22 protein-coding genes and 4 tRNA genes are annotated in these 26,278 nt (G+C 63.6%); 17 read left to right on the forward strand and 9 right to left on the reverse strand.

The window, feature by feature from the left end:
- Positions 1-114: 114 nt before the first annotated feature.
- Positions 115-1,035 (forward strand): hypothetical protein, encoded by a 921-nt coding sequence (locus HV765_RS11315; RefSeq protein ID WP_054423411.1) that lies wholly within the window; start codon positions 115-117, stop codon positions 1,033-1,035.
- Between the two features lie 175 nt (positions 1,036-1,210).
- On the opposite strand, the gene HV765_RS11320 is transcribed toward HV765_RS11315, so the two are convergent.
- The 3 genes from HV765_RS11320 to egtD all read right to left on the reverse strand — a co-directional run bounded on the left by HV765_RS11320 (position 1,211) and on the right by egtD (position 3,737).
- Positions 1,211-1,287, reverse strand: a tRNA-Met gene (locus tag HV765_RS11320).
- Between the two features lie 120 nt (positions 1,288-1,407).
- Complete coding sequence (egtB, locus tag HV765_RS11325; RefSeq protein ID WP_054423410.1) at positions 1,408-2,724, reverse strand: ergothioneine biosynthesis protein EgtB; 1,317 nt, start codon at positions 2,722-2,724, stop codon at positions 1,408-1,410.
- 35 nt (positions 2,725-2,759) lie between these two features.
- Positions 2,760-3,737, reverse strand: coding sequence for an L-histidine N(alpha)-methyltransferase (egtD, locus tag HV765_RS11330; protein ID WP_054423409.1), 978 nt, complete (start codon positions 3,735-3,737; stop codon positions 2,760-2,762).
- Positions 3,738-4,067: 330 nt separating this feature from the next.
- Between egtD and HV765_RS11335 the strand changes: the two genes are divergently transcribed.
- Both HV765_RS11335 and HV765_RS11340 read left to right on the forward strand, forming a co-directional pair.
- Positions 4,068-4,400: an ElaB/YgaM/YqjD family protein gene (locus HV765_RS11335; RefSeq protein WP_054423408.1), complete on the forward strand. Its 333-nt coding sequence runs from the start codon at positions 4,068-4,070 to the stop codon at positions 4,398-4,400.
- A gap of 135 nt (positions 4,401-4,535) precedes the next feature.
- Positions 4,536-5,900 (forward strand): phospholipase D-like domain-containing protein, encoded by a 1,365-nt coding sequence (locus HV765_RS11340; protein ID WP_175169769.1) that lies wholly within the window; start codon positions 4,536-4,538, stop codon positions 5,898-5,900.
- A 99-nt stretch (positions 5,901-5,999) separates the two neighbouring features.
- Here HV765_RS11340 and HV765_RS11345 read toward each other — a convergent pair whose 3' ends face one another.
- The 4 genes from HV765_RS11345 to HV765_RS11360 all read right to left on the reverse strand — a co-directional run bounded on the left by HV765_RS11345 (position 6,000) and on the right by HV765_RS11360 (position 11,096).
- The gene (locus HV765_RS11345; protein WP_054423407.1) at positions 6,000-7,640 is read right to left on the reverse strand and encodes an FMN-binding glutamate synthase family protein; all 1,641 of its coding nucleotides are present in this window, start codon (positions 7,638-7,640) and stop codon (positions 6,000-6,002) included.
- 127 nt (positions 7,641-7,767) lie between these two features.
- On the reverse strand, positions 7,768-8,994 hold the full coding sequence (locus HV765_RS11350) for a YeeE/YedE family protein (protein WP_054423406.1): 1,227 nt from the start codon (positions 8,992-8,994) through the stop codon (positions 7,768-7,770).
- A 220-nt stretch (positions 8,995-9,214) separates the two neighbouring features.
- Positions 9,215-10,171, reverse strand: coding sequence for an AEC family transporter (locus HV765_RS11355; protein WP_175169749.1), 957 nt, complete (start codon positions 10,169-10,171; stop codon positions 9,215-9,217).
- 28 nt (positions 10,172-10,199) lie between these two features.
- Positions 10,200-11,096 (reverse strand): DMT family transporter, encoded by an 897-nt coding sequence (locus HV765_RS11360; protein ID WP_054423404.1) that lies wholly within the window; start codon positions 11,094-11,096, stop codon positions 10,200-10,202.
- A gap of 112 nt (positions 11,097-11,208) precedes the next feature.
- On the opposite strand from HV765_RS11360, the gene HV765_RS11365 reads away from it, so the two are divergent.
- Positions 11,209-11,667 carry a GNAT family N-acetyltransferase gene (locus HV765_RS11365; RefSeq protein WP_082387090.1) on the forward strand — a complete coding sequence of 153 codons (459 nt, stop codon included), beginning with the start codon at positions 11,209-11,211 and terminating at the stop codon, positions 11,665-11,667.
- A gap of 107 nt (positions 11,668-11,774) precedes the next feature.
- Here HV765_RS11365 and HV765_RS11370 read toward each other — a convergent pair.
- Positions 11,775-11,859 (reverse strand) — tRNA-Leu (locus tag HV765_RS11370).
- Positions 11,860-12,020: 161 nt separating this feature from the next.
- Between HV765_RS11370 and HV765_RS11375 the strand changes: the two genes are divergently transcribed.
- The gene (locus HV765_RS11375) at positions 12,021-12,632 is read left to right on the forward strand and encodes a tRNA-uridine aminocarboxypropyltransferase (RefSeq protein WP_175169750.1); all 612 of its coding nucleotides are present in this window, start codon (positions 12,021-12,023) and stop codon (positions 12,630-12,632) included.
- A gap of 221 nt (positions 12,633-12,853) precedes the next feature.
- Here the strand turns inward: HV765_RS11375 and HV765_RS11380 are convergent.
- Positions 12,854-12,938 (reverse strand) — tRNA-Leu (locus HV765_RS11380).
- A gap of 225 nt (positions 12,939-13,163) precedes the next feature.
- Between HV765_RS11380 and rnr the strand changes: the two genes are divergently transcribed.
- The 12 genes from rnr to HV765_RS11440 all read left to right on the forward strand — a co-directional run bounded on the left by rnr (position 13,164) and on the right by HV765_RS11440 (position 26,022).
- Positions 13,164-15,632: a ribonuclease R gene (rnr, locus tag HV765_RS11385; RefSeq protein WP_175169751.1), complete on the forward strand. Its 2,469-nt coding sequence runs from the start codon at positions 13,164-13,166 to the stop codon at positions 15,630-15,632.
- Between the two features lie 142 nt (positions 15,633-15,774).
- Positions 15,775-16,512 carry a 23S rRNA (guanosine(2251)-2'-O)-methyltransferase RlmB gene (gene rlmB / locus HV765_RS11390; protein ID WP_175169752.1) on the forward strand — a complete coding sequence of 246 codons (738 nt, stop codon included), beginning with the start codon at positions 15,775-15,777 and terminating at the stop codon, positions 16,510-16,512.
- A gap of 48 nt (positions 16,513-16,560) precedes the next feature.
- On the forward strand, positions 16,561-17,805 hold the full coding sequence (locus HV765_RS11395; protein WP_175169753.1) for a cystathionine gamma-synthase family protein: 1,245 nt from the start codon (positions 16,561-16,563) through the stop codon (positions 17,803-17,805).
- A gap of 58 nt (positions 17,806-17,863) precedes the next feature.
- Positions 17,864-18,544, forward strand: coding sequence for a Fe2+-dependent dioxygenase (locus HV765_RS11400; protein ID WP_175169754.1), 681 nt, complete (start codon positions 17,864-17,866; stop codon positions 18,542-18,544).
- Between the two features lie 357 nt (positions 18,545-18,901).
- Positions 18,902-19,174 (forward strand): HU family DNA-binding protein, encoded by a 273-nt coding sequence (locus HV765_RS11405; RefSeq protein ID WP_003812968.1) that lies wholly within the window; start codon positions 18,902-18,904, stop codon positions 19,172-19,174.
- Positions 19,175-19,330: 156 nt separating this feature from the next.
- A tRNA-Val gene (locus tag HV765_RS11410) sits at positions 19,331-19,406 on the forward strand.
- 500 nt (positions 19,407-19,906) lie between these two features.
- Positions 19,907-20,704: an energy transducer TonB gene (locus HV765_RS11415; RefSeq protein ID WP_054423398.1), complete on the forward strand. Its 798-nt coding sequence runs from the start codon at positions 19,907-19,909 to the stop codon at positions 20,702-20,704.
- A gap of 1 nt (position 20,705) precedes the next feature.
- Positions 20,706-21,671, forward strand: a complete 966-nt coding sequence (locus HV765_RS11420; protein ID WP_082387088.1) for a MotA/TolQ/ExbB proton channel family protein — start codon at positions 20,706-20,708, stop codon at positions 21,669-21,671.
- A complete protein-coding gene (locus HV765_RS11425) occupies positions 21,671-22,177 on the forward strand; it encodes an ExbD/TolR family protein (protein ID WP_054423397.1) in 507 nt (168 codons plus the stop codon). The genes HV765_RS11420 and HV765_RS11425 overlap by 1 nt, the downstream gene beginning before the upstream one ends.
- Before the next feature lie 66 nt (positions 22,178-22,243).
- The gene (locus tag HV765_RS11430) at positions 22,244-22,915 is read left to right on the forward strand and encodes a response regulator transcription factor (protein ID WP_006218435.1); all 672 of its coding nucleotides are present in this window, start codon (positions 22,244-22,246) and stop codon (positions 22,913-22,915) included.
- A gap of 156 nt (positions 22,916-23,071) precedes the next feature.
- Positions 23,072-24,097: a sensor histidine kinase gene (locus HV765_RS11435; protein WP_054423396.1), complete on the forward strand. Its 1,026-nt coding sequence runs from the start codon at positions 23,072-23,074 to the stop codon at positions 24,095-24,097.
- Positions 24,094-26,022, forward strand: coding sequence for a potassium transporter Kup (locus HV765_RS11440; RefSeq protein WP_054423395.1), 1,929 nt, complete (start codon positions 24,094-24,096; stop codon positions 26,020-26,022). Before HV765_RS11435 ends, HV765_RS11440 begins: the two co-directional genes overlap by 4 nt.
- Positions 26,023-26,278: the final 256 nt, after the last annotated feature.

Raw genomic sequence — 26,278 nt, forward strand, 5'->3', positions numbered from 1 at the left:
ATCATTTTGCTGGCGCTTTTCTGGCATTGACGTGTCTGCCGTTTCCCGCATCGGCGTTTGGGCTTGAAGCTGGCCTGAAGGCCGGCGCGATAAAACAATGAATAAGGAATCACCATGGAAAACGCATCATCAGTAGGCCAGCCATACGTCGCTGGCGTACCTACGCAAGAATCAGCGGTGTCGGCGGTGTCCTGGGCGGCCGTTTTCGCGGGCGCGGTGATTGCCGCCGCGCTGTCGCTTGCGTTATTCGCCGGCGGCACGGGCCTGGGTTTTCTGTCGGTCTCGCCGTGGAGCGACGAGGGCATGTCGGCCCCCGCCGTTGGCATCAGCATCATTGTGTGGATGCTGTTCACGCAGATCATTTCTTACGGCATCGGCGGCTATGTGGCTGGCCGCTTGCGTACGAAATGGGTCGACGTGCATTCGGATGAAGTCTATTTCCGCGACACTGCCCATGGCTTTCTGGTGTGGGCGCTGAGCGCGGTGGTCAGCGCCGCGCTGTTGGGGTCCGCGATTGCGACGGTGGCTTCCGGCGCCGCGAAAACGGGCGCGACAGTTGCAGCCGGTGCGGGCGCGGCGGTTACCGCCACGGCAGCGGCTGGCGCTGCGGGTGCAGGGGGCGGCGGCATGGATCGGGCAACCGAATACCTGACCGACACGCTGCTGCGTTCGGACCGGCCCGATGCTGGCGGCGACCGCAATGCGGCCAAGACTGAAGTGGGCCGCATCGTGGCGATGAGCCTGGCGCGCGGCGACATCACGCCCGAAGACCGCGACTACGTCGTGAAGGTGGTGGCTGCACAAACCGGCCTGGACCCCGCCGTGGCGCAACGCCGTGTCGAGCAGACCATCGCCAACGCCAAGAAGGCGGCGGCAGACGCCAAGCAAAAGGCCAAGGAAGCGGCCGATGCCGCGCGCAAGGCAGCCGCTGCATTCGCGCTGTGGGGCTTCGCCTCGATGCTGATCGGCGCCTTCGTGGCAAGCTTGTCGGCTACGTGGGGCGGCAAGCGCCGGGATATGCTGCGCCGTCTGTAATTGTGGATGTGTAGTGAAGGGCGTCCCACGATGGGGTGTTCCGTGATGGGGCGTCCCGTGATGGGGCGTTCCGTGATGGGGCGCCCCGATCCTTGTGGCGTCGTTGCCCGCGCCGCAATGTTGCCCACACCGCAATGCAAAAGGCCCTCACCGAAGTGAGGGCCTTTTTAATTCTTGGTGGCGCATCCCTGATTCGAACAGGGGACCTGCGGATTATGATTCCGTCGCTCTAACCGGCTGAGCTAATGCGCCAATCCTTGTTCGCTGTTCAGTAGCTACTTGTTAGTAGTGCTGAGCAACGAAGAACGAAATTCTAGCATGAAACTTTTTTCGTTTGCAAGCGGGTGCGGCGCAAAAAATTTAAGAAGCGTTTTATGCGTCTCGCGCCAGCCGGATGCCCGAGAATTGCCAGCGCGCATCCGGCGGGAAAAAGTTGCGGTAGCTGGCGCGCACATGGTCGCGCGGTGTGGCGCAGGAGCCGCCGCGTAACACGTACTGATTGCACATGAACTTGCCGTTGTATTCGCCAACCGCGCCGGCGTCTGGCTGGTAGCCGGGATAGGCGTCGTAGGCGCTGGACGTCCATTCCCACGTGTCGCCGAATAGCTGCACGGGGCCGCCCGAGCCGTTTCGGGCCGGGGCGGGGCGCGGGTCCAGATGGCCGTTTTCCAACATGTTGGCGCGGCCGGGAAATGCGGGGTCGGCCAGTTGGCGGGCGGCGTATTCCCATTCGGCTTCACGCGGCAGCCGCACGCGAGCCCAGCGCGCGTAGGCGTCGGCCTCGAAATAGCTGACGTGAGTGACGGGCGCCTGGAGCTCAAGCTCTTGCATGCCGCGCAACGTGAAGATGCGCCAATCGTCGCGCTGTCCTTCCCAGTAAAGCGGTGCGCGCCAGCCTTCGGCGCACACGCGGTCCCAGCCTGCGGACAGCCAGAGTTCGGGCCGCTTGTAGCCGCCGTCGCGAATGAAGGCCTGGAACTCATGCTGCGTGACCAGCCGGTCCGCCAGATGAAACGGGGCGACCAGCACTTCATGCGCGGGGCCTTCGTTGTCGAACCCAAAGCCGCGGCCATCGTGACCGATGCGGGTGATGCCGCCTGCGTAGCGGGTCCAGCCGGCGGGCGTGCCAGGGGGAAGGGCGGCTGAGCCCGGCGCGATGTAAGCGGGCTTGAGCGGGTTGCAGGACAGCATGTGCTTCACGTCGGTCAGGATCAATTCCTGATGTTGCTGTTCATGGTTCAAGCCCAGTTCCAGCAACGCGTCAAAGGCCGGTTCATTGCCGCCCAGCCGGGAAATCAGGTCGTGCATGGCGCCATCGACATGCTGGCGGTATTGCAGCACATCAGACAGCGCGGGCCGCGACAGCAGGCCTCGGTGCGGACGCGGATGCTTGGCGCCGATGGCGTTGTAGTAGGAGTTGAACAGCATGCGGTACTGCGGATGGAACATCGTGTACGGCGGGTGGAAATGCGTCAGCAGAAATGTCTCGAAGAACCACGTCGTGTGCGCCAGATGCCATTTGACCGGGCTGCAATCCGGCATGGATTGCACCTGGCAGTCTTCGGGGCTGAGCGGCGCGGCAAGCGCCGTGCTGGTGGAGCGCACGGCATCGTAGCGATCGTGCTGGCCGGCCTGCCCGCTGGCATAGGGTCCGGTGGCGGGGTGTGTCAGCAGGCAGGCAGGTTCCATGGCGATCCTCCAGTGGCGTTGAGGGCAGGTCCGCGTCAGGCGCGGGCGCTGAAAACGGAGAACCAGCCGCGGGCATCCGACCAGTGCACCACGTCGCGAAAGCCCGCGCGTTGCAGCAGATCGGTAAACGCGTCTGGCGTGAATTTGTAGGAATTTTCGGTGTGGATGCGTTCGCCAGCGGTGAATTCGCGTGCGCCGCCGGGCCATGTCACGCGGACGGCGCGTTGGGCTTCCAGGTGCATTTCAATGCGCGAGCGCTGGCTGTTGAACAGCGCCACGTGACGCCAGTCGGCCACGTCGAAGTCGGTGTCCAGCACGGTGTTCACGTGGCGTAGCAGGTTCAGGTTGAAGGCGGCGGTCAGATGCAGGGCATCGTCGTACGCGGGTTCCAGCACCTGCTTGGATTTGACGCGGTCCACCCCCACCAGCAAGCCGCCGCCGTCGCATTGCGCGCGGATGCGTTGCAGCATGGCTAGCGCGTCGTCGGGGCTCAGGTTGCCGATGCTGGAGCCGGGGTAAAAGAACAGGCGGTGGTCGGCCGGCACATTGGAAGGCAGCGCCAGCGTCTGGGAAAAATCCTGGCCGATCGCGGTCACGCTCAGGTCGGGATACGCCAGGCGCAGCCGCCGCACGGCGGCTTGCAGGTAGTCGGCCGAGATGTCGATGGGAATGTAATGCCGTGGACGCAGACGAGCGAACAGGTTTTCAGCTTTGACGCAGTCGCCCGCACCCAGGTCGATCATGGACGTGATCTCGCCCACATGCCGGGCGATGTCTGCGCCGTGTCGCTGGAAAATCTCGGCTTCGCAGCGAGTCGGGTAGTACTCCGGCAACTGCGTGATGGCGGTGAACAGCGACGAACCGAGCGCGTCGTACAAGAACTTGGGATCGATATGGGCGGGATCGTCCAGCAGACCGTCCCGCAGTTCAGCTTGTTCGGGACTTGGGGCCTGAGAACCACGCGCCAGGAAAGCCGGCGCGGCATGGGCAAGCACTGCAGAAGGGGAAACCATGCGTTCATTTCCTTTTTTTAGGCGGTTGAAGCGCATTGCAAGGGGCTATTGTGGCGGCCAGGGGGGTTGCGGTGTCAAGCGCTAAGCCAATGAATGCAATGGACTTTTACGAAATTGAGGCGGTCGTCACGCTTGTTGCGGCGGCACGTCTTGCCTTGCCCTTAGCAAGTTTCGCTCCGCTGAAATATCGAATTACGGCTGGTTGCCAAAGCTCGGGCGAAAGCGCCGAATGATCGGCACAATGGGGACATGGTCAAACGAGCATCTGGCCGGACACAGCGATGTGTCCGGCCAGGCACTTGAGAAGGCCCAACTTCATAAGGAGCGACTATGAATCGAAAGCACCAACGCGCCGAGATGGCTCTGCATCGCGACCGGGTCAACGACAGCTTTCACGAGCTGCTTGCGGGCACGGAAGACCTTTTGCGTTCGACGGCTTCTTATACCGGCTCCGAAATCGAATCGGCCCGTGCGCGTTTGAAGCAGCAGTTGGCCGAAGCGCGCGACCACTCGCGCGACTGGGAAGGCGCCGCGCGGGAACGCGCGTATCGCGCCAAGGCCTATGCCGATGAGTATGTGCACGAGCACGCCTGGAAGTCGGTTGGCGTGGCGGCACTGGTTGGCGCCCTGCTGGGGTGCCTGGTGGCAAGCGGCCGGCGCTAAGCCGCCGTTGCCATGAGGCCGTCTCCGGCTGCGGGCCGGATAGTAACGGGGCCGGGCACGCTCAGCGGGTTGCCCGGCACGCTGCCCGGCGTACGCCGTTGGGCGCAGGCGCTGATGCTGGCCTGCGCCACCCTCATGCTGGCCGCCTGCGCCAGCGTGCCTGATGCGCAGGAGCGTCAGGCGCGCAAGGCGCAAGCCGGCTTGTCCGCCGATGCGGCCCGCGACAGTTACCGCCAAGGGCAGGGCATTGCGGCGGATGCGAAGACGCCCAAAGATGATTTCCTGGCGCGCCATTTGGCCGTTGAACAAGCCGTCAGCGGCACACCTCTCATGGCAGGCAACCGCGTGCGGCTGCTGGCCGACGGCCCGAGCACCTATCAAGCCATGCTGCAATCCATCCGGCAGGCGCGCCGGTATGTGCACATGGAAACCTATATTTTCGATGACGACGCGGAAGGCGCACGCTTTGCCGACGCGCTGATTGGCGCGCGCAACCGGGGCGCCGAAGTGTCGTTGATGGTGGATGCCGTGGGCACCATCAAAACGCCTGATGCGCTGTTCCAGCGGTTGCGCGATGCTGGCGTGCAGGTCGCCGTGTTCAACCCCGTGAATCCGGCAAGCGCCCGTGCGGGCTGGTCGCCGAATCAGCGCAACCACCGCAAGGTGCTGGTGGTGGACGGCAAGGTCGGCTACGTGGGCGGTATCAACGTCAGCAGCGTGTATGAATCATCGCCAGGCTCGGGATCGAGCTCAGTGGTCGGGGCAAGCGGCGGCGGCGCGGATACCAAGGCAAAGGGCGACGCCAAGGCTGCGCCCTGGCGCGACACGCATCTGCGCATTGAAGGCCCGGCGGTGGCGCAGGTGGAGCAGGTGATTCAGGCGGGTTGGGCGTCGCAATCCGACGAACCGATCAAGGGCGGCGGCACCAACATTGCGCCGGCGGTGGGCGCCACCAGCGTGCGCATCCTGGCCAACCAGCCTGATCGCAGCGACGGCTACACGGTCTACCTGACGCTGATGTCCGCGTTCGAAAGCGCGCAAAAATCCATCCACATCACGATGGCGTACTTCGTGCCGGACCCGGCTTTCATCGATGCTTTGTCCAGCGCCGCGCAGCGTGGCGTGGACGTGGTGCTGGTGCTGCCCGGGTTCAGCGATTCGTCGCTGGTGTTCAACGCGGGGCGCTCGCATTACACCGACTTGCTGCGCGCCGGCGTGAAGCTCTACGAACGGCGCGACGCCCTGCTGCATGCAAAGACGGCTGTAGTCGACGGCGTGTGGTCGACGGTTGGGTCCAGCAACATGGATTGGCGCAGCTTTGCGTTGAACTATGAGATCAACGCAGTGGTGCTGGGGCCGGAATTCGCGGGCGAAATGGAAGCGTTGTTCCAGCGCGATGTGGCGGATTCGGTGCAGATCACGCCAGAAGCGTGGCGCAACCGAGGCGCCGACGACCGCTTCATGGAGTTCTTCTCGCGGATGTTCGAGCGCTGGCTGTAGTGGGCTGTAGTGGGCCGTCGTTGGCCGCAGTTGGCCGTCGTACGCTTAGCCGTTGCTGAACATCCGTTGCTGAACATCCGCTGTCTGTTGCCTTGAAACTTAAGCGCGATGCTCCGCCAGCGCCGTCGTGATGTCTTGCGTGGGTTGGAACGAGCTTGCCTGCGCCATCGCCCAACCCACCCTGAAGACTTGATGGCGGAATTCACCGCGCAGCAATTCGCCCGGCGCCAGTTCGGGGAACAGCGCGGACAGCAGGCGGATTTCGCTGGACGAAATGCGGCGCGCGATATGGTGCGGACGCAATTGGCCCGGGTGAGTCAGGCCGGCTGCCGCCAGCAGTTCGGCCAGCGCATGCAGCGTGTTGCGATGGAAGAACGTCACGCGCTGCGCCTTGTCTGGCACGACCAGCGCGCGTTGGCGCAGCGGGTCTTGCGTGGTGACGCCAGTGGGGCATTTGCCGGTGTGGCAGGCCTGCGCCTGAATACAGCCAATGGCAAACATGAAGCCGCGCGCGGCGTTGCACCAGTCGGCGCCCATCGCCATGACGCGCGCCATGTCGAAAGCGGTGATGATCTTGCCGGACGCGCCCAGCTTGATGCGGTCGCGCAGGTTCACGCCGATCAGCGTGTTGTGCACCAGGCGCAGCGCCTCGCGCAGCGGCGTGCCGACGTGGTCGACAAATTCGACGGGCGCCGCGCCCGTGCCGCCTTCCGCGCCATCCACCACGATGAAGTCCGGCGTGATGCCGGTTTCCAGCATGGCCTTCACGATGGCGAACCATTCCCATGGGTGGCCCACGCAGAACTTGAAGCCCACGGGTTTGCCGCCTGAAAGTTCGCGCAGGCGCGCCACGAATTTCATCAGGCCGATGGGGGAGTCAAACGCCGAATGGCTGGCCGGCGAATTGCAGTCTTGCCAGGCCGCCACACCGCGCGCTTCGGCGATCTCGGGCGTGACCTTGCCGGCAGGCAGGATGCCGCCATGTCCGGGCTTGGCGCCCTGCGACAGCTTGATTTCGATCATCTTCACCTGCGGCGTACAGGCGTTCTTTACAAAGGCTTCTTCCGAGAAGGCGCCGTGCTCGTCGCGGCAGCCGAAGTAGCCCGAGCCAATGTTCCACACCAGGCTGCCGCCGGGTTGGCGGTGGTAGCGGCTGATGCCGCCTTCGCCCGTGTCATGCGCAAAGTCGCCTTGGCGTGCGCCTTCATTCAGCGCCAGAATCGCGTTGGCGGACAGGGCGCCAAAGCTCATCGCCGACACGTTGAACGCCGACATCGAATAGGGCTGCTTGCAGTCCGGCCCGCCCACCGTGACGCGGAAATCCGTATCGTTGATGTGCGACGGCGACATGGAATGGTTGATCCATTCGTAGCGGTCGCCGTAGACGTCTTCCTGCGTGCCGAAGGGGCGCTTGTCGATCTCGCGCTTGGCGCGCTGATACACGATGGAGCGTTGCGCGCGCGAGAACGGCGCGGCTTGCGTGTCGTCTTCCAGGAAGTACTGGCGGATCTCGGGGCGGATGAATTCGAACAGGAAGCGCAGGTTGCCCAGCACGGGGTAGTTGCGCCGGATGGCGTGGCGGGTCTGGATCAGGTCATAGACACCCAGCACGCCCAACGCCGCCAGCGGCACCGCCGCCCATAGCCACCAGAGTGAACTGGTGATGGCCAGGAAGGCGGTGATGGCCGCGCCTGCCAGGGTCAATATAAAGGCCGTGTAGCGGCCGACAAACCAGCTCATAGTCCTCTCCGTATTGCGGAATGGAGCAACCATACACCAGCTCACCCCCCAGAAAAAAAAGACCCCCTTAATTAAGGGGGCCGATTCTGGAACACTGTTTTTCAGTGCCGGGGTTAAGCCGCGTGGCTTAGCAGCTGGACGCAGGCGGCGTCTTCTCAACCGCCAGCCCGAAAGCCGGGCGCAAATGCACGCCCAGGGCGCTGCCAGCGAATGCGGCCGGCAGCCACAGCCAGGCATGCAGGCTGCCCGACAGGATGCCGCTGAAGTAGGCGCCGATGTTGCAGCCGAAAGCCAGGCGTGAGCCATAGCCCAGCAGCAGGCCGCCAATGACGGCGCCGGCCAGCGAACGCGCGGGCACTTTCCACACAGGGGCGAACTTGCCCGCTGCGCTGGCCGCGGCCAGCGCGCCCAGCATCAGGCCGATGTCCATGACGGTCGTGACGTCTTGGCGCAGCGGTGCGCCCAGCGAGGGCTGCTTGCTCCAGTAGGTCCAGGTCGCCACGTCGCCGCTGACGGCGTTCAGGGCCTTGGCGCCCCACAGCGCAAAGGCTGACGTGATGCCCCACGGGCGGCCGGCCAGCGCCAACGTGGCAAAGTTCAGAACGACCAGCGCCACCCCGCCCCAGATCAGCGGCCACGGGCCTTGCAGCAGCGACACCGGACGCGCGGTGCGCGATGCAAACGACACCACATGACCGTGGCGGCGCTTCTCAAGCGCGGTGGCCACCCAGGCGATCAGCGCGAACACGGCCAGGTTGGCGGCAAGCGCCGGCGCCAGGCCCCAGGTCTTGATCAGCGACGTGGGCGCCAGCGCGGGCAGCGCCGACCACCAGCCGAAGTTGGCGGTGGCAATCACCGAACCGATGATGAAGAACAGCAAGGTCACCAGCATGCGGGTATTGCCGCCGCCCACTGCGAACAGCGTGCCCGAGGCGCAACCGCCGCCCAACTGCATGCCGATGCCAAAGAGGAAGGCGCCCAGCACCACGGACACCCCCGGCGGCGAGACAAATCCCGTGACGGGCTGGCCGAACAGCGAGCCCGATGCCAGGAAAGGGAAGAACAGCAGCACGCCCACGCCCAGCATGAACATTTGCGCGCGCAGCCCCGCGCTCCGGCGATCCGACACGAACACGCGCCATGCTTGCGTGAAGCCGAAAGAGGCGTGGTACAGCGTGACGCCCAGCAGCGCACCGACCACCCACAGCGCGCCTTGGCGCCAGCTGACGGTCTGGTTCAGATAGAGTGCGCCGGCCAGCAGCAGCAACAGTGCAATCCAAAGCGGCTTGCGGTTGATCTGGATGGGCGGCAGGGCCGAAGAGGGCAGGGGCAGGGTCGAGGCGTTGGAGCTCATGGGTATCCCGATGGGATGGGTATCGTCAAAGCAAACGGGCGCATTGAGGGCGCCCGTGGGAATGTTGGAAGTTTAAGGCGGAGCGCAAATCTCCCAAACCAATAAATTCCGCTTGAATAATAACTAAAAGTTATTAAGAGCTGAGTCGCTTGCCGCCGCCACAGATGGCGTTCCAGACAATGCGCCAGGCTGCGGCGAAGTCGGCGGCGAGCAACGACGGTCAGGAAACAGGATGGGCGCTGATCCAGGCCACCAGCAGGCTGACGGTCAGCACCGAGGCCACGGTCGAGACGAGGATGGCGCGGGACGTAACGCGCGCATCGCGGCCATACATATTGGCCAGCATGAACGGCCCGGTGCCGATGGGCAACGCGCTCATCAGCACGGCGGTCCAGGCCCACAGCGGGGGCATGGAAAAAACATAGAAGGCCAGCACCGCCGTGACGGCGGGTTGCAGCAACAGCTTGCCCAGCACCAGGCGCAGTACGCCTGGGCCTGCGCTGGCCGTTTGCGTCTGCGCCAGGAACAGGCCGATCGTGACCAGCGCACACGGGCTGGCGGACGCGCCCAGCAAGGCCACGTAGCGGTCGATGCCTTCGGGCAGCGCGACGCCCGTCGAGGCCCAGGCCAGGCCCAGCACGGGGGCGGCCAGCAAGGGGTTGCGCGTCAGCGCCCGGCCGACTTTGATCAGCGTGGCGGCAGCGTTGGGGGTTTGCTGGCGGTCGAATTCAATCAGTGCGATGGCGAAGCCGAACAGCACGCTGGCGGTCAGCAGTGTGGTGAACGTGGCGGGCGCAAGGCTGTCCGCGCCCAGCAGCGCCAGGCACAGCGGAATGCCCATGTAGCCGGCATTCGCGTAGGACGCCGCCAGCCCTTCGATGCTGCGGTCGGTGAGGGCGCGCCGCGTGTTCTTGTCAGCGCCCCGGCCCGGCAAAAACGCCACCAGAAACGTCACGGCGATGCCGCCGGCAAATGCGCCGACAAAACCCCAGTGCGCCATGTGCGCCAAGTCCACCTGCGTCATCGCCCGGAACAGCAGCGCCGGCAGCGACAGGTAGACCACGTAGCGGTTCAACGCGTCGGTCGCGCCGGGGCCAAGCACCTTTGCGCGGGCGGCCAGCCATCCGGTCAGGATCAGCGCAAAGACCGGCAGGGCGGCGGTGATGACGGCATTCATGGTCGAAGGCGAGGGGGCGGGAAGGCGCTCATTCTACTTGGCGAGCGCGGGCGCTGCGGGTCACCAGCAGAATACCCAACGCGGCCAACGCCATGCCTGGCCAAGCCAGTGCGGGAATGGGTTCGCCCAGCGCCATCAATGCGAACACTGCCGTGCAGGGCGGCACCAGGAAGAACAGGGCGGATACGCGCGAGGCTTCGCCGTGCCGGATCATCGTCAGCAGCAAGGTGATGGCGATAAGCGAATTGCCCACCACCAGATAGGCCAGCGCGCCCAGCAGCGGGCCGGTCCATTCGATATGCATGGGTTCCAGCCAGAACGCCAGCGGCGCGGTGACCGCGAGGCCAACGGCGTACTGCACCAGATTGGACGTGACGGGATGCGTGGCGGTGCCGTAGCGCTTTTCGTACAGCGTGCCGCTTGTGATGCACAGCAGTGCGCCCACGGCGAACAGCAGCCCCAACGGCGCCAGCACATCAATCGACGCCTTGGCGACGATGACGAGCGCGGCGCCCGAGACGCCCAGGCCCAGGCCAGCCCAACGCCGGAGGTCGACACGTTCCTGCGCGATCATCGGCGCCAGCAGTCCGATCAGAATAGGTTGCAGCGACGCGATCAGCGCCAGGCCGCCCGCGGACATGCCCAGCTTCAAAGACAGATACGTGCAACAGAAATAGCCCGCTTGCAGCAACAGCCCGACCATCGCCAGATGGCCCCAGGCGCGAGCGCCGCGCGGCAGCGGCGGGCGCATGATCAGCATGAAGGGCGCCAGAATCAGCACGACGCAGGCGTAGCGCACCGCCAGAAACGTCATCGGGTCGGCATAAGCCAGGCCGATCTTGAGCACGACGAATCCACTGGACCACAACAACAGGAAAAGCGCGGGCGCGATTTTCAGCCAGGTTGGGGGTGTGGCGGGCGTCATGTTGGGTGCAGGCAACGTGGGCAAGTCGCGATCGTACCCCTTTTCGGCTCGGTGTCATCCTTGCGAGAATGCGGCGTAGGATATTTATTGTTGATCCGTTGCACGCGAGGGAATGGAAATGTCGACCAATAAACCATCAAAAAAATCAGCAGTGCGTATTGCGCTCGGCACGTGGGACCGCTTGCGCCAAGACGCCTACTCGGTTCGATACGAAGTTTTTGTTGTCGAGCAAAAAGTCCCGCCCGAGGTTGAGCTGGACGATGACGATGCCGTGTCAGTACACGCCGTGGCGTATGGGCCGGACGGCACGCCGATGGGCACCGGCCGCTTGCTGCCCGATGGCCATATCGGCCGCATGGCCGTGCACAAGAAAGCGCGCGGCATGGGCGTGGGCGGGCAGTTGCTGGATGCGCTGATCGAGCAAGGCCACGGCGATGGCCATCGTATGTTGGTGTTGCACGCGCAAACACACGCCGCCGGCTTCTATCAGGCGCACGGCTTTGCGGTGGAAGGCGAGGAGTTCGTGGAAGCGGGCATTCCGCATGTGGTGATGACGCGCGAACTGAAGTAGGGCTAGGGCGCGTGCAAACCACGAAAAGCCAAAAGAAAAAACCCCGGTCGTTTGCACGAACGGGGTTTTTCTTGGCGCATCACGCAGGTACCTCGTGATGTAATAATTGGTGCCCAGGAGAGGACTCGAACCTCCACACCTTGCGGCACACGGACCTGAACCGTGCGCGTCTACCAATTCCGCCACCTGGGCGCTGTCGCTTCACTTGTTGCGTCGCTTTCGCTTCGTTTCTTGTTCAGCAGCAGAGGAACGAGATTATGCATACTTTTTTGAAGGTGTGCAAGCGACGGAGAATCTTTTTTCTCTCTTTCCGCATTTTTTCGTGCGGCCCACTTTCGCTATAGTGTCGCCCCATGTCTCGCCCTCTTTGCACGCGCTGCCTGCGCCCCGAATCGCACTGCCTGTGCGCGCTGATCCCGTCCTTGTCGTGCCGCACCCGCGTCGTGGTGTTGCAGCATCCCAGTGAATCGCGTCACGCTTTGAACACCGCCCGGTTGGCGGTGCTGGGGCTGGCGGGTGCGCGGCGGGTGGTGGGTGAACGCTTCGAGCCGAGCGATTGGGCCGCGCCTGGCTACGCGCCTCGCTTGTTGTTTCCGGGGCCGGCCGCCGAGGTCTTGCATCCGGGGTATGGGCAGGATCTGGATCAGCCGATTCAATTGATCGTGCCGGATGGCACGTGGGGGCATGCGCGCAAGTTGCTGCACATCAATCCCGAGCTGGCGGCGTTGCCGCGCGTGATGTTGCCGCCGGGCTTGACCACGCGTTATCGCGTGCGTCATGCCGATATTCCGGGTGCGCTGTCCACGATCGAAGCCGTCACGCACGCGTTGAATGCGATCGAGGCGCCGATGAATGTGGATGCCTTGCTGCGGCCATTCGAAGCGTTGATCGACGGGCAGATCGAAGGGATGGGTGAAGACCTTTATGCGCGGCATCATTTGCAGCGCAAGGTGCCATGGCGATGAGTTTGCAGTCGGGCAGGGCGCGCAGAAGATAATCCTGCGTGATTAATCTGCGGGCCATTTAAATGAATGGCTCGTGAAGGTGAATGGCTCGTGAAGGTTTCACGAATTGCGCGCGCAAAGCAAAAGCCCCGACATAGCAAAAGCCCCGAACATCTTTCGATCTTCGGGGCTTTTCGCCTTGCTATCCAATCAGCTAAGTGCTGATTCGACCTATATGCGGGTGGTGCCCAGGAGAGGACTCGAACCTCCACACCTTGCGGCACACGGACCTGAACCGTGCGCGTCTACCAATTCCGCCACCTGGGCACTGAGAGATACTGTGTCAGAAGTATGTGATACGCTGCCGCTCTAGTTGCTTTGCTTTAGTTTGTGTTTTTAAAGCCTGAAAGCTTAAAAACGTTTAACTAAAACATGCGTCCTGAGCGCAGTTGGTTTTACAATGGGTCTTTCGACCCCTCTGACCATTTCTGCTTCAGTGTTCAGCCTTGGGCGAACCACAGAAGCTGCGCATTATATACGGAAATTTCAGCTTTGGCAAAACGATCGAATAACGAATCGAAAAACAACAGATCAACACCCTTGCCCGAAGCGCCGCCGGACTTCGACCCTGATGTCCCGTCCCGTGAAGCCATTTTGACGGCGCTGCGTTCCGCAGGCTCGCCGCTGTCTCCGGTTGAGTTGGCAGAGCGCATGGGCATCGAGCGCGCGGCGACGATGGTCGGTTTCGAGCGCCGGTTGGGCGCTATGGAACGCGACGGGCAATTGATGCCCAACCGCAAAGGCGTGTTGTTGCTCGCTACCAAATTGGACTTTGTCGCCGGCAAGGTGCTGGGGCATCGCGACGGTTTCGGCTTCCTGCTGCGCGATGACGGCGGCCCGGACTTGTTCCTGTCGCCGCGCGAAATGCTCAAGGTGCTGCATGGCGACCGCGTGCTGGTCAAGCCGTCGGGCGAATACCGGGGCAAGCCGGAAGGCACCATCGTTGAAGTCATTGAACGCCGCACCAACAAGCTGGTGGGCCGCTTCCTGCACGAGCATGGCCTGTCCATCGTTGTGCCGGAAGACCAGCGCATCAAGCACGACATCCTGATTCCACCCAGCGACACCAACGGCGCCCAGCATGGGCAGGTGGTCGCGGTTGAAATCATGGAGCAGCCCACTCGCCACACGCAGCCGCTGGGCCGCGTGGCGGAAGTGCTGGGTGAAATCGATGACCCTGGCATGGAAATCGAAATCGCGGTGCGCAAGTTTGATGTGCCCGTCGAATTCTCGGAAGCCGCCCGCAAGCAGGCTGCACGCCTGCCTGATGTGGTGCGTAAAAGCGATCTCAAAGACCGCGTGGATCTTCGCGATGTACCGCTGATCACCATCGACGGTGAAGACGCGCGCGATTTCGACGACGCCGTGTATTGCGAGCCGGTCGAGCTCGGCACGGGACAGCGCAAGCGCCCGGGCTGGCGCCTGCTGGTAGCAATTGCCGACGTCAGCCATTACGTGCGCCCGGGCGACGCCATCGACGACGACGCCATCGAACGCGGCACCAGCGTGTATTTCCCGCGCCGGGTCATTCCGATGCTGCCGGAGTCGCTCTCCAATGGCCTGTGTTCGCTGAACCCCGATGTCGATCGCCTGGTGCTGGTCTGCGACATGGTCATTCCGGCAACCGGCGCCAAGGCCGGCACGGTCACGGCATACCAGTTCTATAACGCGGTGATGCACTCGCATGCCCGCACCACCTACACGAACGTCTGGGCGGCATTGCAGCAGCCGGGCGGCCCCGCCGCCGCAGCGATGCGCGCCGTGATGCCGCAGGTTCAGCATCTGTATGAGCTGTTCCAGTTGCTGGTGCAGGGCCGCAAGAAGCGCGGCGCGATCGACTTCGACACCGTCGAAACCAAGATCGTCTGCAACGAGCTCGGCCGTATCGAACAGATCGTGGCGTCGGTGCGTAACGATGCCCACAAGCTGATCGAAGAATGCATGCTGGCCGCCAACACCTGCGCGGCCGACTTCATGACGCGCAGCAAGCATCCTGGCCTGTACCGTATCCATGAAGGCCCCACGCCGGAACGCCTGCAATCGCTGCGTGAATTCCTGCGCACGATGGGCTTGTCGCTGGGCGGGGGTGAAACGCCCACCGCCAAGGACTACGGCGACTTCCTCGACACCGTGCGCGGCCGCCCCGATTACCAGTTGCTGCAAACCATGTGCCTGCGCTCGATGCAGCAAGCCGTGTACAGCCCGGACAACATGGGCCACTTTGGCCTGTCGTACCCCGGCTACAGCCACTTCACGTCGCCCATCCGCCGCTACCCCGACCTGCTCACGCACCGGGTGATCAAGGCGCTGCTGGCCGGGCAGCGTTATGTGCCCAGCCTGGACGATCACCAGGCGGTGGTCATCGGCCGTACGCAAAAGGAACACGAGCAAGCCATCTGGGAAAAGATGGGTCTGGTGCTGTCGGCCAGCGAACGCCGCGCCGACGAAGCTTCGCGCGATGTCGAAGCCTGGCTCAAGTGCTGGTTCGTCAAGGAACGCGTGGGCGAAGACTTCAGCGGCACCGTCACCGGCGTGGCCAGCTTCGGCATCTTCGTCACGCTGGATACGTTGCACGTCGAAGGGCTCGTGCATGTGTCCGAACTGGGCGGCGAGTACTTCCAGTTCAACGACGCGCTGCATGAATTGCGCGGTGAACGCACGGGCATGCGCTATCGCCTGACCGACAAGGTGCAGGTGCAAGTGGCCCGCGTTGATCTGGAAGCGCGCCGCATCGAATTCCGCTTGGTGCAGGGCACGAGTTTCGACGCCTTGCGCAAGGCGTCGGCCCGTGGGCCGGATGAGCCGGTGCGCCGCGTGAAGAAGGCGGCTGCGCCCAAGCCCGCTGCGCTCAAGGGTCAAACGGCCAAAGAGCGGCGTGCAGACGCCAAGAAGGCCAGCAAGCCGCCTCGGTCATCCAAGCGCGCCGCGCCGGCCAAAAAAGCCACGCACAAGCGGCATTGATCCCGCCCGATGTGTGCGCTTTATGGCCACCCTGTCTTAGGGCGGGGCGGCCATAAGGGGTAACATTGCGCTGATGGCCGGCTTGGTCCGGTGGCCCGCCCCCTCTGGGGCGGGTATTCGTTTATCTAAAGGTATTGCATCTATGGCGTCGACCCAAGTTCTAGCCGGGTTTCACGCGGTTGTCGCGCGGCTGCGCCACGCGCCCGAGTCGATCAAGGAAATCTATGTAGAAGCGTCGCGCCGCGACAAGCGCATGCAGACGCTCATCGAGCAGGCCGAAAAGGCGGGTTGCCGCCTGCATCCGGTCCCGATGGAGCGCCTTGACGGCCTGGCGCGCGGCACCCGCCATCAAGGCGTGGTGGCGCTGGCTGACGAACGCCAGTTGGCGGTGGACGTGGACGAAGTGCTTGACGTCATTGAAGGCCCGCCGCTGCTGCTGATTCTTGACGGCGTGACCGATCCCCACAATCTGGGCGCCTGCCTGCGCACCGCCGATGCTGCCGGCGTGCACGCGGTGATCGCACCGCGCGACCGCGCCGTGGGCCTGAACGCCACCGTGCAGCGCGTGGCTTGCGGTGCGGCCGACACCGTCCCCTATGTGATGGTGACCAATCTGGCGCGCACGATGCGCAGCCTGAAGGACCGCGGCGTGTGGCTGGTCGGCACCGATGACCAGGCCACCGACAGCATGCACCAGATCGATGCGCGCCAGCCGATGGCGTGGGTCATGGGCGCGGAAGGCGAGGGCATGCGCCGCCTGACGCGTGAAACCTGCGACCAGCTCGTGAACATTCCCATGCTGGGTTCGGTGGAAAGCCTGAACGTCAGCGTGGCCAGCGCCGTCTGCCTGTACGAAACCGTGCGTCAGCGCCAAGCCTGACCGGTTCAACCCTTCGTTTGTAGATCTTCCTTTACGCGTCAGCCCATCATGCACCAGAACGGCTTTACCACCACGATCCTCCATTCCGACCGCCAGCAATCCGTCGAGCACGGAGCGGTGCACAAGCCGATGCATCCGTCATCGGAATTCGCTTACGACGACGCGCGCGAACTGGCTGCTGTGTTCCAGGGCAAGGCGGGCTTTACGTACGCGCGCCAAGGCACGCCGACCACCACGGCGCTGGAAGCGAAGATCAACCATATGGAAGGCGGCAAGGGCACGGTCAGCTTCGCCACAGGCATGGCGGCGTTGTCAGCCATCTTCACGACGCTGCTGCGCCGGGGCGACCACCTGGTGTCCAGCCAGTTCGTTTTCGGCAACACCAACAGCCTGCTGGGCACGCTGCTTGAGCTGGGCGTTGAAATCACCTTCGTCGATGCGACGGACGCCGCGCAGGTGCGTGCGGCCATTCAGCCGAACACGCGCATGGTCTTCACCGAGACCATCGCCAACCCGGGTACGCAGGTTGCTGACCTGGCCGTGATTGGCGAAATGTGCCGCGAAAAGCATCTGGTCTACGTGGTCGATAACACGCTGACCTCGCCGTGGATGTTCCGCCCGTCGACGGTGGGCGCGTCGCTGGTGATGAATTCGCTGTCGAAGTACATCGGCGGCCATGGCAATGCGCTGGGCGGCGCGGTGACGGATACCGGCCTGTATGACTGGGCGGACTACTCCAATATCTATGACGCCTATCGCAAGGGGGCGTCCACCAGCTGGGGCCTGACGCAGATCAAGAAGAAGGGCCTGCGCGACATGGGCGGCACGTTGGCCGCCGAACCCGCGCACCGCATTGCCGTGGGCGCTGAAACGCTCGCGCTGCGCATGGCCAAGCATTGCGCCAACGCACTGGCATTGGCGCGCTTTCTGGAAGAGCACCCCGGTGTTGCCAAGGTGCATTACCCCGGTCTGGCCAGCCATGCGCAGCACGCGCGCGCGGCAGCCCTGTTCGGGTCGCGCTTTGGTGGGCTGCTGGGCGTAGAGCTTGCTGATGGCGTGGATTGCTTTGATTTCCTGAACCGCCTGCGCATCGTGCTGATGGCCACCCACCTGGGCGACACGCGCAGCTTGGCGCTGCCGGCCGCGCACACCATCTATTACGAGATGGGCGCTGAACGCCGCAAGCAGATGGGCATTGCCGACAGCCTGATCCGCGTGTCGGTGGGCATCGAAGACGAGGCCGATCTGCTGTTTGATTTCGATCAGGCGTTGAATGGGTGTCTGAAGGGATAATCCGACAAGCGCACGCAGGCCGCGTGGGTGCGGCTGTGATGACGCCAGGACAAGATTCATGCTGATACAGATCGCAGAAGTATTCACGCCCGACGAGGCGGCTGATATCCGGCGCAGATTGGATGCGTCCGAATGGGTGGATGGCAAGGTCACGGCGGGCTACCAGTCGGCCGAGGTCAAGCGCAACCGCCAACTGCCCGAACAGCATCCCTTGGCGCAGGAACTCGGCAACCTGATCCTGCAACGCCTGGCGACGAACAATCTGTTCATGTCCGCCGCCTTGCCGCGCAAGATCTTCCCGCCGCTCTTTAACCGCTATGAAGGCGGCGAAGCATTCGGCTATCACGTGGACAACGCGGTGCGCGGTATTGCAGGCACGGCCGAGCGCGTGCGCACGGACCTGTCGGCCACGCTGTTCTTTTCCGAACCTGATTCCTATGATGGCGGCGAGCTCGTCATCGATGACACCTATGGTCCGCGCGCCGTGAAGCTGCCGGCGGGGCATATGGTGCTGTATCCGGGCACGAGCCTGCACAAGGTGAATCCGGTGACGCGTGGCGCTCGCGTCAGTTCGTTCTTCTGGATGCAGAGCCTGGTGCGCGAAGACAGTCAGCGCGCATTGCTGCTGGATATGGATGTGGCCATTCAGCGCTTGAATCAAGACGTCGCGCGGCACGCATCTATCGTGCAGCTGACCGGCATTTATCACAATTTGCTGCGCCGCTGGGCTGATGTTTGATTCAGGCTTGAAGCGTTGTTAAGGGGTGTCGTGCAAACCCCGAAATGCGCGTTTTTGTTTATTGCGGAATCAGCTAAAAGCTAGTATTGGCGCGGGTTGTGGTGAGGTTTTCGCTTGACAGCCGCTCTACGCCAAGGCCTAATACATCTCTGCGTCGCTGACGGTTTGAAGGCATCAATGCCATCAAATCCTAAGCGGCGCAGCAGTTTAAAAGTTGTGCTTTGCAGCGCAAGAAAAAGTTTATCCACTGTCTGTTCGTCGTTTGTCGGGCCTAGCGTAAGTTGGTGGCGTCCCTGCATGACAGCCATGAACCGCACGGCCTCGCCAGACTCAATACCTTGTGAGGGGTACACCTGAATGAACAAAACCGAACTCATCGATCACATCGCCAGCAAGGCCGATATCTCCAAGGCTGCAGCCGGCCGTTCGCTCGACGCCCTGATCGGTGCCGTGAAGACCACGCTGAAGAAGGGCGGTACGGTCACGCTGGTTGGCTTTGGCACGTTTGCCGTGTCGGCACGCGCTGCGCGCACTGGCCGCAACCCGCGTACGGGCGAGACCATCAAGATCAAGAAGGCCAAGGTGCCGAAGTTCCGTCCGGGCAAGGCCCTGAAGGACGCCGTCAACTAATGGACGGCACGGCGGTCGCGGGGCTGGTCCCACGCGATTTGCCGACAATCACGCGGTCCGGTATACTCCGGCCCGCGTATTGCTTTTGAGTACCCCGAGTTGGCAGTTGCTTCACACGAAACCTCGTATTGAGGCAGCAACGGAAGTGTCAGGATCGGGTGCTTAGCTCAGTTGGTAGAGCGGCGCCCTTACAAGGCGTAGGTCACAGGTTCGACCCCTGTAGCACCCACCATCAAAAGCCATCGACGCCATCGGTTGTCCGCTGGCCGCCGATACACCCAGCAAGTCCGGAACCGGCAGGTTCCATGCAAAACCCGCACACGGCATCGTGGCGGGTTTTTTGTTCTCGGGCGCTGATATCTAGCGGTGCCTATCTGCGCAGATCGCTACACGCCGTACTGCTGATCTAGCGGTGCCTATCTGTGCAGATCGCGACACATCGCGCTGCTGCACATCGCGTCACGCAGGGACGCCCGTGCACCTTCCTTAGGCGCTCATCCACGCCCCGCACTTACCCGCGCGCTTGCCGGTGTGCAAGCAATTTCGTAAGCGTTTTGTGCATCCTGGCTTGACCAGAATCAGCAGTGTTACGCTACTCCAGACGAAATAGGACGTGCGAATCATTCGCATTTAAGATATTATGTTCGGCTTGTACCGGCCAGCCGACGTTCCCCTTTTGCGCGCGTCCTTTCCCTGGCTGGCCGGCTAAGTCAATGCACCCCTGGCTGATTCATGCCTAGTTTTCAACGCGGTTGGAATTCTTCTTCGCCGTCTTCATTTGGTATACGCGCAGGCGCTGGCCTGGCGGTTGTCGCACTTCACGCGGCTGTGATCGGCGCCATTTTCATGGCTCCTGCGAATCGTCCTGAACTGGAGGAACCCGAGGCTGTCATGGTCAGTCTGGTGGATGCGCCCATCCCGCAGGTGGCTAAGGCCGAGCCCACGCCGGAAGTGCCGCAGCCCGTGGTGGAGCCGCCGCCCGAGCCCCAGCCCGAGATCGAGCCGGAACCCGAGCCGGAACCCGAACTGAAGCCCGAGCCGGAACCCGAGCCTGAACCGGTGGTTGAAAAGCCGCCGATGCCGGCCCCTAAACCTAAGCCCAAGCCGAAGCCCAAGCCCCAGCCCAAGCAGGAAGTCAAACCCGAACCCAAGCCGGAAACGCCGCCTCCGCAAACGCCGCCCGCCGGCGCCACGGACGGGGCTCAGGCTTCGCAGAGTCCGCAGCAAGGGCCTCCGCCTGACCAGCCGGTCCTGGTGTCGAGTATTGAGTTCCAGGGCGCACGCCCCATGCCCAACTACCCGATGGCATCGCGCCGCATGCGGGAAGAGGGACGGGTGCTGGTGCTGGTGGAGATCAATACGCAGGGGCTGGTGGACCGCGCCACGATCGACACGTCGTCGGGATTCCCGAGGCTGGACGAATCCGCGCTGACCGCCGCTCGCAAGGCCAAGTTCAAGCCCTATACCCGTAATGGCGTGGCTTATGCCGCCAAAGCCAAAATTCCGTTCGATTTCGTAATGAGGAACTGAGATGTCCAACGCACTGCATAGCGCCACCCTGGTGGCGCAGGCGACCACCAGCCCGGCAGCGCCGGCCGCTGCGGGCGCCGCTGCGCCTGCCGCCGCCGCGGCTGCGCCCGCAGCCCAACAAGCCGCGACGACCGCGGGCGCGGTCGCCCAGCAATCGGCGGACGCGCTGCACAGCGCCGCTGCTGCGCTGCCGGCAGCCCCGGCTCCGGCTGCGGTTCCCGACATGGGCTTTCTGCACTTTGTCGCCCAGAGCGACTTCGTCGGCAAGACCCTGTTCGTCATCCTGATCCTGATGTCGCTGGTGACCTGGTACCTGATCCTGGTCAAGGCCGCCAGCAACGTCAGCATGCGCAAACGTTCGGCCGACTTCCTGAACAAGTTCTGGAACGCCAGCTCGCTGGAGCAGGTTGAGCACGAAATCAGCACGCACGGCGCGCGCGATCCGTTCTCGCATCTGGCCAGCCACGCCATGCACGCGCAAGCGCACCACAACAAGTTTGGCGCCACCAAGCTGGAAGAGTCGGGCAGCAACTCCGATTTCGTCACGCGCACCATGCGCAAGGTGATCGACGAAGAAACCGCCAAGCTGGAAAACGGCCTGACGGTGCTGGCCTCGGTGGGTTCCACCGCGCCGTTCGTCGGCCTGTTCGGTACGGTGTGGGGCGTGTATCACGCGCTGGTGGGTATCGGCCTGTCCGACGGCGTCACCATCAACCGTATCGCCGGTCCGGTGGGCGAAGCCCTGATCATGACGGGCCTGGGCCTGGCAGTGGCCATTCCCGCAGTGCTGGCGTACAACACGTTCGTGCGCAACAACCGCGTGTTCCTGTCGCGCCTGGATGCTTTTGCCCATGACCTGTTTGCGTTCCTGACCACCGGACAGCAAGTTGCGCTGTCCGACGGCAAGGTGCGCGCCCTGCGTCGCCAGAACGGTAACGGCGCCGCGGTTCAACGCGGGAGCGAATAATGGCCTTTGGCAGCTTCGAGGGAAAAGGGTCCGGAAGCCATGCGGTTTCCGAGATCAACATGGTGCCGCTGATCGACGTCATGCTGGTGCTGCTGGTGATCTTCATCATCACGGCGCCGCTTCTGGCGCACTCGATCAAGATCAACATGCCCCAGGTGGCCGCCGAGCAGATCGAAGAAGAGCCCAAGACGGTGGACCTGGCCATTGACGCCAGCGGCGCAATGTTCTGGGACGAAAAGCCGGTCAATATCGATGACCTGCCCAATCGCTTCAAGTCGATCGCCGGCACCAAGCCGCAACCGGAAATCCGCATCCGCGCCGATCAGAACACCCGCTACGAAACGCTGGCCAAGGTCATGGCCTCGGCTCGCCGCTCGGGCATGTCGCGCATCGGGTTCGTGACGACGCCGCCGACGGGCGGGGCCGCCGCCGCTGAAGCGCCTGCCGCGGGCAGTGCCCCGGGGGGCGCAACGCCGGCTCCGGCCGGGGCACCGTCCGGCCGGTGAACGAATCCTGCTAGAAGGGGGCGCATTTCGCGCCCCTTTTTTTTCGGATCGCGCTAGAATCGCGGCATGCGAGTACTGGTAATCGAAGACGACACCACCCTGGGCCACGCGCTCCAGGAATTCCTGGCCGACCAGGGTTATGCGGTCGACTGGCTGACAGAAGGCGACCGTGTCCTGGGCGCTCTGGCAGGCCAGCCGTACGACCTCATGCTGCTCGACCTGAATCTTCCCGGCATGAGCGGGCTTGATGTGCTGCGGCAATTGCGCCAAGACGGCAATCAGGTTCCCGTGCTGATCCTCACCGCGCGTGATGGCATCGAAGACCGCGTTGCGGGCCTGGATGCCGGCGCTGACGACTACGTCACCAAACCCTTTGAACTGCCCGAGCTGGCGGCGCGCGTGCGCGCCTTTGGCCGGCGGCGCGCCGGTCAGGCCCAGCCGCTGATCGAAGTCGGCCCCCTGGTGTTCGATACGGTCGGCCGCGAAGTGCGCGCCAATGGCCAACGCCTGTCGCTGTCTGTACGCGAGCTCTCTGTGCTTGAGATGCTGATGGCCCGTGTGGGCCGCGTCGTGACCAAGCGCCAGATCGTGAACTCGTTGTCCGCCTGGGACGCCGATTTCAGCGAAAACGCGGTTGAAGTCTATGTGTACCGTCTGCGCAAGCGCCTGGAAGGCACGGGCGCCAGCATCCAGACGGTGCGCGGCTTCGGCTACATGCTGGATGTGGAAACGGCCTGACGGGCCGGGCGCGGCCGGCATGCTCCGGCTGCGCACTTGCATCCGCCACAGCGAGGGTATCGCGTCATGACGCACGAACGCACTCCTTCCGCTCTTACTCCCTCACGCCCCTTGCTCCCTTCACGCTCGCTGGCGCGGCATCTGGTGATACGCCTGATGCCGCCGATTCTGCTGCTCGTCCTGCTGGATCTTGCAGCCACATGGGTCATCACGCACAAGATCGACATGTCGCTCTGGATGCTGGAAGACTTCTTCTGGCTGATGGTGGTGGGGCAGGTGGCGCTGATCGCGCTGTTCACCTGGGTGGTGGTGCAGGGCGTGCGGTCGGGCCTGCGGTCGGTGAACCATTTGTCGGAAGAAATCCGGCAGCGCTCCATCGACGATATGCAGCCGCTGGAAGTGGCGGGCGTACCGGTCGAGATCGAGCCGCTGGTGACGCACACAAACGACCTGCTGCTGCGGCTGGACGCCTCGCTTGCCGCGCAACGCCGTTTCATCGGCCATGCGGCGCATCAACTGCGCACCCCCTTGTCTGGCCTGCGGCTGGAATCCGAACTGATGCTGGCTCGCCCCTTGCCCGACGATGTGCGGGCGCGGGCCGAACGCATCAAGGCCGTCAGTGACCGCATGATCCGCCTGGGCCAGCAGTTGCTGGTGCTGGCGCGTGCCGATCCGAACGCACGGCCGCAAGACAGCTTTGTGCGTATCGACCTGTGCGAATGGGTGCGGGCGCATGGGGCCGAGTGGTTTCCGCGTGTGCGCGAGGCGCGCTATGAGCTGGATCTGGTGGCGCCGGATGCGCCCATCTGGATCGACGCCGACCCCCTGCTGCTGGCCGAACTCCTGGGCAACCTGATCGACAACGCCTTGCGCTACGGTAACGAAACCGGGCGCATCACGCTGATCGTGGGCGCCAACCCGCCGTCGCTGACGGTTGAGGACGACGGCCCCGGCATTCCCGCCGAAGAGCGCGACCGCGTGTTCGAAGCTTTTTACCGGTCGCCCACCGCTACGGCGGGCGGCTCGGGATTGGGCCTGGCGATCGTGCGCGAGATTGCGCACGCGCATGGCGCCTGGTGGAAGCTCACCAGCCGCCCCGACTTTTCCGGAACGCGGCTATCCGTTGTGTTCCCCGGCCCCCGCAAAGGGGCTCAACTTACTCGTCAAGAACCGACATCATGAGCCAAGCTTCGGCTGGTGTTCCTTCCCCGTCAGGCGCTCACGCAGGCGGGGTGCATGCACCATCGTCGCGCGCGGCGCTGATCATGGGCGCATTGGGTGTGGTGTATGGCGACATCGGCACCAGTCCGCTGTACACGCTGCGCGCCTGCCTGACCGGCCTGAGCGTGCACACGGACCTTGAACCTGCGCATTTGCTGGGCGTGCTGTCCATCCTGTTCTGGATGCTGATGGTGGTGGTGTCCTTGAAGTACGTGACGCTGGTGCTGCGCGCCGACAACCGGGGCGAGGGCGGCACGCTGGCGCTGCTGGAGCTGGCGGTGCGCAACCGTGACGGCAAATTGCGATGGGTGCTGATCGTGCTGGGCATTTTTGGCGCGGCGCTCTTTTATGGCGACAGTATGATCACGCCGGCCATTTCGGTGCTCTCGGCGCTGGAAGGGATCAGCATCGTGTCGCACACCTTGGATGCCTGGGTGGTGCCGATTGCGCTGGTGGTGCTGGTGGCGCTGTTCGCGATCCAGTCGCACGGAACAAGCGTGATGGGTAAGCTGTTCGGCCCCGTGATGCTGGTGTGGTTCGGCACCTTGGCGGCGCTGGGCGCGTGGCAGATCTGGCAGACGCCCGAAGTGCTGGCGGCGCTGAACCCGATGTGGGGCTTGCGCTTCATCATCGAGTTTCCGCTGATCAGCTTTGTGTTGCTGGGCGCGGTGGTGCTGGCGCTGACAGGCGCCGAGGCGCTGTACGCCGACATGGGCCACTTTGGCCGACCGGCCATTCGCAGCGCCTGGTTCAGCATGGTGTTGCCGGCGTTGACGCTGTGCTATTTCGGCCAGGGCGCGCTGCTGCTGCGCGACCCGACGGCGATCCGCAATCCGTTCTTCATGATGGCGCCCGAGTGGGGGTTGGCGCCGTTGGTGGCGTTGGCGACCATCGCAACCATCGTGGCGTCGCAGGCGGTGATTTCCGGCGCGTATTCGGTGACGCGCCAAGCGGTCCAACTGGGTTTCTGGCCGCGCATGCAGATTCTGCATACCTCGGCCGTTGAGAAGGGCCAGATCTATCTGCCGCAGGTGAATGCGCTGCTGTTGTGCGCGGTGCTGGTGCTGGTGCTGCTGTTCCGCAATTCGGACAACCTGGCCGCAGCCTACGGCTTTGCGGTGACGGGCACGATGCTGACGACGTCGGTGCTGGCGTTCGCGGTGCTGCCGCGCGGCACGACGGGCGTGAAGCGGATGCTGTGGTTTGGCGTGCTGGGTCTGTTGCTGTTGTTCGACGTGCTGCTGTTTTCGGCCAACGTGTTCAAGATTCATGAGGGCGGCTGGTTGCCGCTGCTGGTGGCGATCGTGGTGTTCACGCTGATGATGACGTGGCGCCGTGGCCGTCATCTGCTGTCTGATATGCAGCATCGGGATCGTCAGCCGCTCAAGGAATTCATGGAGCAGCTTGAGGAATACCCCCCGTCGCGGGTGCCGGGTACGGCAATCTTCATGACGATGAATTCGGGCAATGTGCCGCCGGCGCTGCTGCATAACCTGAAGCACAACAAGGTGCTGCACGACCACGTGCTGTTCCTGACGATTCTGGTGGCGGACGTGCCGTATATCTCGCCGGAAGAGCGTTTCGTGGTGAAGAAGCTGAGCGCGTCGAGCTGGACGGCGACGGTGAACTACGGCTTCAAGGAAGATCCGGATGTGCCGGAAGCGCTGCGGCTGGTGGCTGAAGCGTATCCCGAGCTGGATTTGGAACCGATGCGGACGTCTTATTTCCTGTCGCGGCAGACCGTGGTGGCGGCGAGAAAGCCGGCGCTGTGGCGGTGGCGGCGGGCGGTGTTCTCGTTCATGGCTCGGAATTCGACGCGGAGTACGAAGTTTTTCAAGATTCCGGCGAATCGGGTGGTGGAAATGGGAATGCAGGTGGAGTTGTAGGCGCTTTGGTTTTTTGTTTCGCGGGTGGTGGGTTCTTTAGACGCACGGTGTGGGGGTGGCCCGGGATGCGCGGGTCAACGATTGCGGTCCGGAGCCTTCGCTCCGGACTTCCCCGTCGTCATCTTCGTCAGCGCCTGCGGCGCTTCCTTGTATCTTGAGCCCTGGAATGGTTAGCTACCATTCCACGAGAGACAGGTGAGTTTCTGCGGCTCCCTTAGGTGGTCGACCCTGTTCTGAAGACTAAACCCCTGTCTCT

It is taken from the genome of Achromobacter kerstersii (genome assembly GCF_902859595.1).
In the GTDB taxonomy this organism is placed as follows: Bacteria; Pseudomonadota; Gammaproteobacteria; order Burkholderiales; family Burkholderiaceae_B; genus Achromobacter; species Achromobacter kerstersii.